Annotated in this window: 11 protein-coding genes and 1 pseudogene; 4 read left to right on the top strand and 8 right to left on the bottom strand. The window is 62.4% G+C overall.

The genetic code is table 11. From position 1 onward, the window contains the following. Positions 1-12 precede the first annotated feature (12 nt). Positions 13-930, bottom strand: coding sequence for a LysR family transcriptional regulator (locus tag CAF74_RS04620; protein WP_085745456.1), 918 nt, complete (start codon positions 928-930; stop codon positions 13-15). A gap of 103 nt (positions 931-1033) precedes the next feature. On the opposite strand from CAF74_RS04620, the gene CAF74_RS04615 reads away from it, so the two are divergent. The 3 genes from CAF74_RS04615 (at position 1034) to CAF74_RS04605 (ending at position 5449) form a co-directional block, all read left to right on the top strand. Continuing rightward, positions 1034-2791 carry an amidohydrolase gene (locus CAF74_RS04615; RefSeq protein ID WP_085745455.1) on the top strand — a complete coding sequence of 586 codons (1758 nt, stop codon included), beginning with the start codon at positions 1034-1036 and terminating at the stop codon, positions 2789-2791. A gap of 99 nt (positions 2792-2890) precedes the next feature. After that, positions 2891-3628, top strand: a complete 738-nt coding sequence (locus CAF74_RS04610; RefSeq protein ID WP_085745454.1) for a TorF family putative porin — start codon at positions 2891-2893, stop codon at positions 3626-3628. Positions 3629-3790: 162 nt separating this feature from the next. Continuing rightward, positions 3791-5449 (top strand): phosphoethanolamine transferase, encoded by a 1659-nt coding sequence (locus CAF74_RS04605; RefSeq protein ID WP_085745453.1) that lies wholly within the window; start codon positions 3791-3793, stop codon positions 5447-5449. 7 nt (positions 5450-5456) lie between these two features. Here the strand turns inward: CAF74_RS04605 and CAF74_RS04600 are convergent. The 4 genes and pseudogenes from CAF74_RS04600 to CAF74_RS04585 all read right to left on the bottom strand — a co-directional run. Continuing rightward, positions 5457-5726, bottom strand: a pseudogene (locus CAF74_RS04600) (DUF971 domain-containing protein); the annotation flags it as partial. Further along, positions 5723-6685: a HEAT repeat domain-containing protein gene (locus CAF74_RS04595; protein WP_085745451.1), complete on the bottom strand. Its 963-nt coding sequence runs from the start codon at positions 6683-6685 to the stop codon at positions 5723-5725. The gene CAF74_RS04595 and the pseudogene CAF74_RS04600, both read right to left, overlap by 4 nt. Beyond that, a complete protein-coding gene (locus CAF74_RS04590; RefSeq protein WP_085745450.1) occupies positions 6682-7530 on the bottom strand; it encodes an ABC transporter ATP-binding protein in 849 nt (282 codons plus the stop codon). The genes CAF74_RS04595 and CAF74_RS04590 overlap by 4 nt, the downstream gene beginning before the upstream one ends. Then, complete coding sequence (locus CAF74_RS04585; RefSeq protein WP_085745449.1) at positions 7530-8312, bottom strand: ABC transporter permease; 783 nt, start codon at positions 8310-8312, stop codon at positions 7530-7532. Before CAF74_RS04585 ends, CAF74_RS04590 begins: the two co-directional genes overlap by 1 nt. An 18-nt stretch (positions 8313-8330) precedes the next feature. Here CAF74_RS04585 and CAF74_RS04580 point away from each other — a divergent pair, with 18 nt between their 5' ends. Continuing rightward, positions 8331-8561, top strand: coding sequence for a hypothetical protein (locus tag CAF74_RS04580; RefSeq protein ID WP_085745448.1), 231 nt, complete (start codon positions 8331-8333; stop codon positions 8559-8561). Between the two features lie 7 nt (positions 8562-8568). Here CAF74_RS04580 and CAF74_RS04575 read toward each other — a convergent pair whose 3' ends face one another. The 3 genes from CAF74_RS04575 to CAF74_RS04565 form a co-directional block, all read right to left on the bottom strand. Continuing rightward, positions 8569-9972, bottom strand: coding sequence for an ABC transporter substrate-binding protein (locus CAF74_RS04575; protein WP_085745447.1), 1404 nt, complete (start codon positions 9970-9972; stop codon positions 8569-8571). A gap of 110 nt (positions 9973-10082) precedes the next feature. Further along, complete coding sequence (locus tag CAF74_RS04570) at positions 10083-10328, bottom strand: ferredoxin family protein (RefSeq protein WP_007959413.1); 246 nt, start codon at positions 10326-10328, stop codon at positions 10083-10085. Positions 10329-10353: 25 nt separating this feature from the next. Beyond that, positions 10354-12084: a fumarate reductase/succinate dehydrogenase flavoprotein subunit gene (locus CAF74_RS04565; RefSeq protein WP_085603144.1), complete on the bottom strand. Its 1731-nt coding sequence runs from the start codon at positions 12082-12084 to the stop codon at positions 10354-10356. Position 12085 lies beyond the last annotated feature (1 nt).

Here is a 12085-nt window from a genome sequence, read left to right as displayed (position 1 = left end):
AAGCACCGCCAGTCAGCTCAAACCGCGCTCCGCCAGAAACCCCGCGATGTAGTCGATAAACGCCACAACCTTGGCCGTCGCCCGCCGATGGCTCGGGTACACCGCCAGAATGTGCGGGCCGAAGCTGTCCGGGTCGATCTCGTAATCAGCCATGACCCGCACCAGTCGCCCGTCGGCGATGTACGGCGCAGCGCTCCACAATGGCGTGTGTAGCAAGCCACGCCCGGCCAGGGCGCTGGCCAGCAGCAAATCGTAATTGTCGCTGCGCAACAGCGGCGCCGCCGGTTGCGCCAGGCTCAAACGTTGACCATCGCGCTCGGCCCACCAGAATTCGCGGCTGAGCAACGGATGCCGGTACAGCAGCCATTCATGCTGATCGAGGGTTTGCGGCGTCACCGGCAAGCCCTTGCGCGCCAGGTATTCGGGGCTGCCGCACAGCGCCAGGCGATTGCTGCCGACCACCCGGGCGATCAGCCCCGGCAAGTCGTCATGCCCCTCGCGCAACGCCAGGTCGTAGCCGCTTTCCAGCAGATTGACGAATTCGTCGCACAAATCCACTTGCAGGCTGATCTGCGGGTATTGCTGCAAAAAGCCGTCACACACCTGATCGAGAAACGCCCGGCCGTAAGCCAGCGGTGCGGTGATTTTCAGGCTGCCACGCAGACCGTGCTGCAACTGCTCGATTTCCTCGCTGGCCTCGTCCAGCCGTTGCAGCACCTGGCGTGCGGTTTCCAGATAGAGCCGGCCGATTTCGGTCAGCAGAATCCGCCGCGTGCTGCGCTCGAACAACCGCGCCCCAAGTTCAGATTCCAGATGATTGACCGCTTTGGTCAGGGCCGACGGGGTCTTGCCCAGTTGCTCGGCAGCGCGGCTGAAACTGCCGAGCTGCGCGGTGACCACGAACATTTTCAATGCACCCAACTTGTCCATGCTTTTTCCATTCAGGCAAAAACGTTTTTCGTGAGGGAGGCGTTCTGTCGGGCGTTGGCAGCCACTAATCTGGCCATCAGACGCAATAACAAGGAAATGTTCAATGAAAAGATTCATCCCGCATTTCACAAAAAATCTGCTGATCGCCGCTGTGAGTTTTGCCTCGATGGAAGCCATGGCCGCCACCGATCTGGTGCTGCTCAACGGCAAGATTTTCACCGCCGACCGCGCTCAACCGAAGGTTCAGGCACTGGCCGTGGAGAACGGCAAGGTGCTGAAAGTCGGCACGGATGCGCAGATCAAGGCCTTGATCGAGCCCGGCACCCAGGTGATCGACCTCAAAGGCCAGGCGCTGATGCCCGGCCTGATCGACAGCCATTCCCACGCGATTTTCGGCGGACTGGAAATGGTCTCGGCCAACATGGAAGACGACGTGGTCGGTCTGGATGAACTGGAAAAACGCCTGCGCGGCTGGCGTGACGACGGCAAGGCCCGGCATGGCGATGTGTTGAGCGTGGCCGGCATGAGCTCGGCGTATTGGGCCAAGGCTGAGGCATTGGGCAAAATCTTCAATAACGGCGAATGGGCCGACGTGCCAGTGGTGTTCACCGGCAGCGATCACCACACCGCATGGGCCAACAACGTCATGCTCAAGCGTGCGGGCATCGACGCCGCGCTGCTGAAAACCCTGCCGGACGCAGAAAAAGACACCATCGGCAAACTGCCCAACGGTGAACCGAACGGCTTTGTGGTCGACGCCGGCTGGGATCGGGTCGCCTCGAAAATGCCGGTGCCGAGCCCCGCCGACATGCTCAAGGCCGCGCAATCGGCAGTGCGTTTCAACAACAGCCTCGGCATCACCGCGTGGATGGACCCCGCCGCCAACGCCGCGCCGGGCGAGCCGGTGTTCGCCCTCAAACCCACCGAGAAAACCGTCGGCGTATTGCCGGCCTACAAAGCCCTGTCGGACAGCGGCGGCATGACTGCCCACGTCGCCGCGCTGCTGGTGGCCAATCCGAAAAGCGTACCGGCCGATCTCGATACCCTCGACAAGGTGCGCCGGCAATTTCAGGGCATCCCCAACCTGACGCTGCCGGGGATCAAGATCTTTGCCGACGGCGTGATCGAATACCCGGCCCAGAGCGCGGCGATGATCGATCCCTACAGCAACTCGCACAAACAGGGCGAGCTGCTGATCGATCCACAGCATTTCGGCGAACTGGTCAGCGCCATCGACCAGCGCGGCTGGCTGGTGCACATCCACGCCATCGGCGACCGCGCGGTGCGCGAATCCCTGAACGGCATCGCCCAGGCGCGCAAGGACCGGCAGAGCGGCGTGACGCACTCGATCACGCACCTGCAAATGGTCAACCCGAAGGAGTTCGCCCGCTTCAAGCCGTTGAACGTGATTGCCTCGATGCAACTGCTGTGGGCCAGCGCCGACGACTACACCACCGACATGATCAAGCCTTACGTCAGCGCCCTCGCTTTCCGCTATCAATACCCGGCGCATTCGCTGCTCAAGCAAGGCGCGACGATTGCCGGCGCCAGCGACTGGCCGGTGTCCTCGCCGAACCCGTGGAACGCCATGGCCCAGGCCATCACCCGCACCGGGCCGCTGGGTGTGCTCAACGCCGACGAACGCCTGGACCGCGAAACCATGTTCTACGCCTACACCGCCAACGCCGCGCGGACTATCGGCCTGGAGCAACAGATCGGCTCGCTGAGCCCCGGCAAACAGGCCGATTTCATCGTGCTCGATCGCGACGTGTTCAGCGTCGATGACAAAGCCCTGCATGACACCCAGGTGCTGCAAACCTGGTTCGCCGGCCGCCAGGTCTACGCCCCTACCCTCCAATAACAATCGCCGTACCCGCTGCCCGACCCCGTGCCCGTCGCCGGGGTCCGGCGCAGCCTTGCCCGCTTCCTGCCCATAACAACCACAACAACGGGACTTCACATGAAAGCCTTGCCCCTGCTCGTCCTCACTTCCTTGAGCCTGCTGCCCTTGAGCAGCCACGCAATCCCCCTGAACGATGATTTCGCGGTGCTGGTCGACCTGACCCTGGCCAGCGACTACCGCACCCGCGGCATCTCCCAGACCCAGAACGACCCGGCCGTACAGGCCGGTCTGACCCTGGCCCACAGCAGCGGCCTGTACCTCGGCGCGTGGAGCTCGAACGTCGATTTCGGTGGCGGCCTGAAAACCCGTCAGGAAGTCGATTACTACGCCGGCTGGTTGTGGCAGGCGACCGAGGCCGCGAGCCTGGATCTGGGCTACATCAAATACGCGTATCCCAAGGAGAGCCAGTTCAACCAGAGCGAGGTGTATTCGATTCTCAGCGCCTACGGCGTGAAACTCGCGGCCTATTACTCCAGTGATGCGCCGGGCATCGACAGCAAACAGAGTTCGCTCTATAGCTACATCGGCTATGAAACCGAATTGCCGTTGGATTCCGGGCTGAAGCTGCGCTACGGCAACATGGACTTCAAGGACCCGCATATGTTTTCGGCGTCCGGTCACAGCGAACAGTCTTACCGGGAGTGGGAAGTCAAACTGACCCACAATCTGGCCGGCATGGTGCTGGGCCTGAGCTACATCGACACCGACCTCTCGCAGAGCCAGTGCCTGAGCAGTTGGGGCTTCAAGGACGTGTGCACGGCGACGGTTGTCGCCAGCGTCAGCAAATCCTTCTGACCTGCTGCAAATCTCCCGTGGGAGCCGGCCTGCTGGCGCCCACGTTTTTTTGCACTTATCGTGATTTTGTTACCGGATGTTTACGGAATTTTTACCAATGCTCTTCTACAGTTACGCGCGTAACCGTATGGGTTTTCGACTGACGTAGAGGAAAGTATCGAAATGGCTTTGGGCAAAGGACTGCGTTTACCGTCCATCACTCCGACCCGCCTGGTGCTGCTGTTTTCGCTGGCACTGGTGGCGCTGTACAACCTGGCGACCTGGAAGGCGCTGGGAACGCTGATCACCTTGCAAGGCGCACAGAAACTGGCGTTTTTCGCGTCCTTCGGGTTGTTCCTGTGGGCGGCAATCACGCTGCTGCTGACCCTGGTGTCGTTTCGCTGGACGCTGAAACCGGCGCTGACCCTGGTGGCCCTGCTCTCGGCCTGCGCGGCGTATTTCATGAACGAATACGGAATCACCATCGACACGGTGATGATCCAGAACGTGTTCGAAACCAATCCCGGGGAAGCCACGGCGCTGTTCAGCGGCAAACTGTTGGCTTACGTGCTGTTGCTCGGCGTGTTGCCGGCCGTGCTGATCTGGCGCTGGCCAGTGGTTTATCGGCCGTTCTTTCGGGGTTTGCTGAACAAGGTGCTGGTGATCGTGGCCTGCGTGCTGGTGATCGGCGCTTCGGTGGGCGCGTTCTATTCGACCTACGCGCCGATCTTTCGCGAGGAAGACAAACTCACCCACTTCATCAACCCGACCAACTACATCTACGCGATCAGCAAATACACCAAGCAACGGCTGGGGATCAAAAAGCATTTCGTGGTGCAGGCCATCGGCGAGGACGCGGTGATGAGCGCCAAGGCGGCCTCCCGCGAGAAGAAATCGCTGATGGTGTTCGTGGTCGGCGAAACCGCCCGGGCCGACCATTTCTCGCTCAACGGCTATGAGCGCGAGACCAATCCCGAGCTGAGCAAACTCGACATCCTCAATTTCACCCAAGTGCATTCCTGCGGCACCTCGACGGCGGTGTCGGTGCCGTGCATGTTCTCGATGTTCCCGCGCGAGGACTACAGCGACAAGAAAGGCAAAACCTACGAAGGCCTGCTGGACATCCTGCAACGGGCCGGCGTGCAAGTGCTGTGGCTGGACAACAACAGCGACTGCAAAGGCACCTGCCTGCGCGTTCCGAACCGCGACATCGCGAAGAACCAGCCGGGGCCGTTCTGCGACGGCAACAACTGCCTCGACGAAGCGCTGCTGGCCGACCTGCAAGGCTACATCGACAGCCTCAAGGGCAACGCGATCATCGTCCTGCACGCCGACGGCAGCCACGGCCCGGAATACTACGAGCGCTATCCGAAGGACATGGAGCGTTTCAAACCGATCTGCCACACCAACCAGCTGGGCAGTTGCAGCCGTGACGAACTGGTCAACGTCTACGACAACACGATCCTCTACACCGACCATTTCCTGGCCAAGGTAATCGAGCTGCTCAAACGCAATCAGGACCACCTCGATACATCGATGCTGTACGTGTCCGACCATGGCGAATCACTGGGCGAGAACGGCCTCTACCTGCACGCCGCGCCCTATGCGCTGGCGCCGGAAGCCCAGACCCATGTGCCGATGGTGATGTGGTTCGGCAACAACACCCTGGCGCAACTGGGCATCGACCGAGCCTGCCTGCAAGGCAAAAGCAGCCAGCCGGATCTGAGCCACGACAACCTGTTCCATTCGGTGCTCGGGTTGTTCGAAGTCAGGACGTCGCTGTATCAGCCGGGGCTGGATATTTTCCATGGCTGCCGGCCGGCGATGACGGCGGGACAGTGATCCCCTCCAGCTGCGCCAGATAGGCCCACGGGTAAATCCCGCGCTGATGGCCATCGCTGAACACCAGTTGCAGGCCGTAGCCCTGAGCGTTCAATTCGATGACCCGCACACGCGGGTCAACCATGGGCGGCGAGCCCCGCAGGCGAAATGCCCGGCATTGCGAGCACGGGCACTGGCGGCGCAGTTCGGCATGGTCGAGCAACTGCTCGCGGCCATCCGGCCAGCTCAGCCGTAACCGGTGTTCACTTTGGGAATTGCCGACCGACAGCGGATTCATTGCAGCTGACTCAAGGCAATCCGCACGGCTTTGCGCACTTCCGGGTCGCCGTCGTCCTGCGCGGCCTGCAACGCCGCCACCGCCCCACGATCGTTCAATTCGCCGAGGGCCAGCGCGGCTTCCTTGCGCAGGTTACTGATGCGATGACCGAGGGTGTCGATCAGGGCGTCGAGGGCAGCGACGTACTTGAGGCGCCCGAGGCTGCGGGTGGCGCGCAGGCGCACCTGCCAGTAGTCGTCGGCCAAGGCTTCGATCAGCGCCGGCCCGGCGTCGGTGTGGCCGACCTTGCCGAGGGTGGTCGCGGCTTCTTCGCGCACTTGCCAGGCCTGGTCCTGCAAGGCCTGACGCAATGCGGGCAGTACTTCGGCGTCACTTGCCAGACCCAGGGCGCCGGTGGCGGCGCGGCGCACTTCGGTGTCCGGGTCATCACTCGCCAGGCGGGCCAGGGCTGGCAACGCGTCGAGTTGCTTGAGCCAGCCGAGCACGCCGACGGCTTCGCGACGGACGCTGGCATCGGCATCATTCAGCGCCTGAATGGCGGCCGGCGCAGCGCCGGGGAAACGCAACTCGCGCAAGGCGCGGAACGCGGCAATCCGCACGCCGGTTTCGGAATGGGCGGTCCACGGCAGAATCACCCTGCCCGCCGCTTCGGTCTTGAGCAGGCTCAGGCTCTGCGCCGCAGCGGCTTGCACCGCCTGCGACGGATCCGTCAGCGCCCGGCACAGCGCGTCAACCACCGGCTCGTCTTCCCAGGCTTCCAACAGACGCGCCGCTTCGGCACGCACTTCTTCGGCGGGGTCTTCGGCCAGGCGCTCGACCAGCCAGAGCAGACCGTCCGGCTCTTCGAGGTCGGCCAGATCGATCAGGGCAATCCGCCGTACACCGGCGTCATCAGCGGTCAGGCGTGGTTGCAGGGCGAGAATGTCGTCGTTATCGGTCACAGCAAAAAATGAAGTCACAGGGCAAATCTCGGCAAGGCGTTTTCGGGAGGCAGGCCGAGCGGGTTGAGGCGCGGCAGCGGTCGGTCGTTGTCGTGGCGCAGCAGGTCGAGGCAGTGGCGCTTGAGGCGCGAGAATTCGTGGCTGGTCACCAGTTCGGTGGTGCGTGGCCGGGGGAAATCCAGACGCAGGTCTTCGATGATTCGCCCCGGCCGTGCGCTCATCACCAGCAAGCGATCAGCGAGGAACAGCGCTTCGTCGATGTCATGGGTGACGAACACCACGGTGGTGCGAATCCGCGTCCAGATGTCCAGCAGCAGTTCCTGCATGTTCAGGCGGGTCAGCGCGTCCAGTGCGCCGAAGGGCTCGTCCATCAGCAACAGCCGGGGGCGATTGACCAGTACCCGGGCGATCTCCACCCGTTGCTGCATGCCGCCGGACAGTTGATCGGGCCAGCGTTCGGCGAAGCCTTCGAGGCCGACCAGTTCGAGGATTTCATCGGCGGCGCGATGGCGCTCGGCCTTGCCGATGCCGCGCATTTTCAGGCCGAACGCGACGTTGTCGCGCACCGTGCGCCACGGGAACAAGGTGTGATGCTGAAACACCATGCCGCGCTGCGGTGACGGGCCGGACACTTCGGCGCCATCGACTTTCAACTGTCCGCCATGGGGTTGCAGATGCCCGGCCAGCGCACCGAGCAAGGTCGATTTGCCGCAACCGGACGGGCCGAGAATGCACACGAACTGGCCGGGTTCGATCTGGCAATCCAGCCCCTGCACCGCTTCGAACGCTTGCCGACCTTCGCCGAGGACGATGGACAACTGGCGGATATCGATCCGCCCTTCCGGGGTTTGCATCACGCTCATCAGGCTTTTCCTCGTGGTCGATGCCAGGGCGTGAACAGCCCGCCCAAGCGTTTGATCAGCAGGCTGCTGCCCATGCCCAACACGCCGATCAGCAACATGCCGACCACGATGTCGGCGTAGTTCTGGATGGTGTAGGACTCCCAGGTGTAGTAACCGATGCCGAACTGGCCGGAGATCATTTCGGCGGTCACCAGACAGAACCACGACGTGCCCATGCCGATCGCGAGGCCGGTGATGATGCTCGGTGCGGCGCCTGGCAGGATCACTTCCAGCAGGATCGCCGGGCGTCCGGCTCCGAGGCTTTTGGCCGAGGCGATCAGGCGCCGGTCGACACCTTCGACGCCGTGCACGGTGTTGAGCAGAATCGGGAACAGCGCGCCGGTGAAGGTGATGAAGACCATCGACAGTTCGGAGGATGGGAACATCAGGATGGCCAGTGGAATCCATGCCACGGCGGGGATTGGGCGCAGCACTTCCAGCGGTGGCAGCAGCAGGTCTTCGGCCCACTTCGAACGGCCGATGGCCAGGCCCAGGGCGATGCCGATCACCAGCGCCGCGAGGTAACCGGCAAAGACCCGGCCGAGGCTCGCGCTCAGGTGCTGGATGAGCTTGCCGGAGTCACCGAGGCCGAGCGCGGCTTCGATCACGGCCAGCGGGGTCGGGACGTTGGCGAAGGTGACGAGGCCGAGGTTCCAGTGGTGGCTGGCGGCTAGTTGCCAGAAGAGCAGGCAGAACGCTATGGAGGTTGCTCTGGTGGTCCAGCGGGCTTTCGGGATTTTCATGGATCGGAATTCCGTGTGATGACTGAGATCGAACCCCCTCACCCCAGCCCTCTCCCCCAAGGGGGCGAGGGGGAAAGGGGGCAGATCTTCAAGCCTTTCAAAACCTGTACCCGACTCGAGAACGAGCAGATGTTCATGATTTTCAAACCTGAGTTCGGCTCGATATCTCAGGTCGGCGTAACTCTTCAGAACAACACCGTCAGTCCCCTCTCCCTCCGGGAGAGGGTTAGGGTGAGGGGGAGCTTTTGATCTGCTGTTAACGTGCAGCCACGGCCTGGGTCGTGGCATCGGTGAAGTCAAACACCTTCCCGCCCTGCGCCGAAGCAAATTGCTGCGCCTGCCCCTTGAGCAAAAACGCGCTGAGGCGCCCCTTCGCATCACTGGCAAACCACGCCTGCTCCGCCAGCAACTTGATCCCGCTGTCACTCGCCTGGGCATACACCGCACGGATGTTTTTACCTTCCGACTTCAGACCGGCCAGCGCCGTGAACGCCTCTTCAGCAGAGGCATAGCGCCGGACCTTGTCCTCACCCCGCACCCAGATTTCCGCGACATGGCTGAAGTCGGTGATCGCTTTGCCGGTCAATGCATCCTGCGACTTCAACGGCGTCTGCGCGTAGTTGGCCAGTTGCGCCGTGTAATCCAGATTCGAAGCCTTGAACGCCGCGCGGATGTACTGATCATCGATAAAGGTATTCAGATCGAGCCCGTGATCGGCCTTCTTCAGCAGCTTCAACGTGTCAATCGCGGTGCCCACAGCCTGGCGATACTCCGGCTTCCAGCTCAGGTCGCGGGTCTGCACGCCCAGCGGGCCGTGGAACAGGTAATTGACCTCAGCATCGACGCCAGTCACCTTGGCGATCAGTTCGCTGTATTTCTCCGGTTCGGCGGCCAGCAGTTGATTGGCCTCGATGCTCGCACGCAGGTAGGCGACGACGATTTCCGGGTACTTTTTCGCGTAGGCCTGATCGACCAGCGCACCGTGGAAGGTCGGCGCATTGGCCTGGGCGCCGTCGTAGATCTTGCGAGCGAAGCCACGGCTCGGGAACAGTTCGGCGAACGGCACGAAGTCGGCGTGGGCGTCGATCTTGCCGGCCTGCAACGCGGAGCCTGCGACCTCTGGCGGTTGGGCGATGATGTTCACGTCCTTGAGCGGATCCCAGCCCTGCTCCGCCACGGCGCGCAGCAACATGCCGTGAGCAGTGGACGCAAACGGTACGGAAATGGTCTTGCCCTTGAGCTCGCTCAGCGACTGCACGCCGGACGCGCTCGGCACCACGATGCCGTTGCCGCTGCCCTTGATGCTGCCCGACAACACGCTGATGAACAGGCTGTGTTTGCCGGCGGTTTCAAACGCCACGCCGTTGAACGCACCGGGGAAATCGGCCATGGCGCCGAAGTCGAGTTTGCCGGCGACCATCTCATTGGTCAGCGGTGCGCCGCTGGTGAAGTTCTTCCACTGCACGTCGTACTTGGCGTCTTTGTAGGCGCCGTCGTGAGGCAGGTATTTGTCGAGCAGGCCCAGCTCGCGAATCAACAAACCGCCGGCGGCGCAGTTGATGGTGGTGTCCTGGGTGCCGATGGCAATGCGGATGGTTTCGGCCGAGGCCGACAGGGTGAACGAAGCCAGTACCAGACCGGCGATTGCTGCACGCAACATGGTTGAATCCCCTCGAATCATTTATAGGATGTTCGTCTCCGCCGCGATCAGGGCGCGGTGGGAAACGAGGGGTGTGTTGAATCAGGCGTCCGGTGTTGCCGGATAGCGTTTTAGCGAAGCAGATACGGGATTTCGACTTTCACCGCACCGGTCGGGCAGTCCTTTTCGCACGGCATGCAGTACCAGCATTCATCGAAGGCCATGTAGGCCTTTTGCGTGGCCGGGTTGATCGCCAGCAGGTCCATCGGGCAGACGTCGACGCACACGGTGCAGCCCTTTTCGGCGATGCATTTGTCCTCGTCCACGGTGACGGGGGCGTTGGAGCGGAAGAAGATTTCCTGGGCTTGATAGGCCATGGTTCGGACTCTCTCTAGTGGTGCATCAAGCGGCGAAAGCGCCGACCCGAAGGCGGTCGTAAGCCTGCATTTCCTCGGCGTCGAGCGGGATGATGTAAGGCTCGACGGCTTTCTTGAAACTGGTCATGCGCCCGTCCTCGCCCTTCTTCAGGTGGCAGTGGCAGAACCATTCGCGGTCGTCCCGTTGCGGGTGATCGACGCGGTAGTGGTACAGGCCCCAGCGACTTTCGGCGCGGAACAGAGAAGCGCGGGCGGCCATTTCGGCGCAGTCGCGAATCACGCTGGTTTCCATGGCGCGCATCAGTTCGTGGGCGTTGTTGGCCTTCATCTCGTCGAGATCGCGTTCGATGTCGCTGAAGCGTTGCAGGCCGATTTCCATCTTCTTGGTCACTTTCGGCGGTTGCAGGTAGTCGTTGACGAAGCGCCGCAGCTTGTACTCGACCTGCGCCGGCGGCAGACCATGCTCGCGATCCAGCGGTGCGTAGACCCGGGCCTTTTCCTTCTCGATCTGCTCGGCATCCAGCGCAGAGAACTCGCGCCCGGCGACAAACTCCGCCGCGTTGTTGCCCGCGAACCAGCCGTAAGTGAACGCGCCAAGCATGTAGTTGTGCGGCACGGCGGCCATGTCACCGGCCGAGTACAAACCTTTCACCGACGTTTCGGCCCGCTCGTTGACCCACACGCCAGACGCCGAGTGGCCGCTGCAAAAACCGATTTCCGAGATGTGCATCTCGACCATCTGCGTGCGGTAGTCGGTGCCGCGATTGGCGTGGAACTGACCGCGGCTTGGACGTTCGTTGCTGTGGAGGATTTCCTCGATGTTCTGGATGGTTTCCTCGGCCAGGTGATCGAGTTTGAGGAACACCGGGCCGTTGCCGCTCTCCAGTTCCTGGTGGAACTCCCACATCATCTGCCCGCTCCAGTAGTCGCACTCGATGAAGCGTTCGCCCTTGTTGTTGGCGGTGTAGCCACCGAGCGGGCCGGTGACGTAGGCGCAGGCCGGGCCGTTGTAGTCCTTGATCAGCGGGTTGATCTGGAAGCACTCGAGGTTCGCCAGTTCGGCCCCGGCGTGATACGCCATGGCGTAACCGTCGCCGGCATTGGTCGGGTTTTCGTAGGTGCCCATCAGATAACCTGAGGACGGCAGACCGAGTCGCCCGGCCGCGCCGCAGGCGAGGATCACTGCCTTGGCCTTGATCACGTGGAAGTCGGCGGTGCGGCAGTCAAACCCCATCACACCGTTGACGGCGCCCTCCTCGTCGGTCAGCAAACGGGTGCAGACCAGTCGATTGGTGATGCTCACCCGCGCCCGCTTCAACTGGCGATACAGGACTTTCTTGATGTCGTGCCCTTCGGGCATCGGCAGCACGTAGGCGCCCATGTGGTGGACTTTCTTCACCGCGTAATCGCCGGTCTCGTCCTTCTCGAACTTCACGCCCCAGCGGTCGAGCTGCTCGATGGTTTCAAAGCTGTGGGTGGCGTAGGCGTATACCGCCGCCTGATTGACGATGCCGTCGTTGGCGATGGTGATTTCCTTGGTGTACTGCTCGGGCGTCGAATGGCCGGGGATGATCGCGTTGTTCAGGCCGTCCATGCCCATGCTGATCGCGCCGCTGCGCTTGACGTTGGCCTTGTCGACCAGCAGCACGCGCAGTTCCTTGTTCTTTTCCTTGGCCTTGATCGCGGCCATCGGGCCGGCAGTGCCGCCGCCGATCACGACGATGTCGTATTCCTGTTCGAGAGTATTGCGGGTCATG

It is taken from the genome of Pseudomonas sp. R45(2017) (assembly GCF_002112305.1).
Taxonomy (GTDB): domain Bacteria; phylum Pseudomonadota; class Gammaproteobacteria; order Pseudomonadales; family Pseudomonadaceae; genus Aquipseudomonas; species Aquipseudomonas paraglycinae.
The sequence above is the reverse complement of the archived record's forward strand: the minus strand, read 5'-3'. Positions and strand labels throughout refer to the sequence as shown.

Bases quoted from the DNA above. Each gene is read 5' to 3' on its own strand.
- CAF74_RS04580 (WP_085745448.1), top strand. From the start codon at position 8,331: ATGACTGAGATCGAACCCCCTCACCCCAGCCCTCTCCCCCAAGGGGGC.
- CAF74_RS04590 (WP_085745450.1), bottom strand. From the start codon at position 7,530: ATGAGCGTGATGCAAACCCCGGAAGGGCGGATCGATATCCGCCAGTTG.
- CAF74_RS04605 (WP_085745453.1), top strand. From the start codon at position 3,791: ATGGCTTTGGGCAAAGGACTGCGTTTACCGTCCATCACTCCGACCCGC.
- CAF74_RS04570 (WP_007959413.1), bottom strand. From the start codon at position 10,328: ATGGCCTATCAAGCCCAGGAAATCTTCTTCCGCTCCAACGCCCCCGTC.
- CAF74_RS04610 (WP_085745454.1), top strand. From the start codon at position 2,891: ATGAAAGCCTTGCCCCTGCTCGTCCTCACTTCCTTGAGCCTGCTGCCC.
- CAF74_RS04620 (WP_085745456.1), bottom strand. From the start codon at position 930: ATGGACAAGTTGGGTGCATTGAAAATGTTCGTGGTCACCGCGCAGCTC.
- CAF74_RS04575 (WP_085745447.1), bottom strand. From the start codon at position 9,972: ATGTTGCGTGCAGCAATCGCCGGTCTGGTACTGGCTTCGTTCACCCTG.
- CAF74_RS04615 (WP_085745455.1), top strand. From the start codon at position 1,034: ATGAAAAGATTCATCCCGCATTTCACAAAAAATCTGCTGATCGCCGCT.
- CAF74_RS04565 (WP_085603144.1), bottom strand. From the start codon at position 12,084: ATGACCCGCAATACTCTCGAACAGGAATACGACATCGTCGTGATCGGC.
- CAF74_RS04585 (WP_085745449.1), bottom strand. From the start codon at position 8,312: ATGAAAATCCCGAAAGCCCGCTGGACCACCAGAGCAACCTCCATAGCG.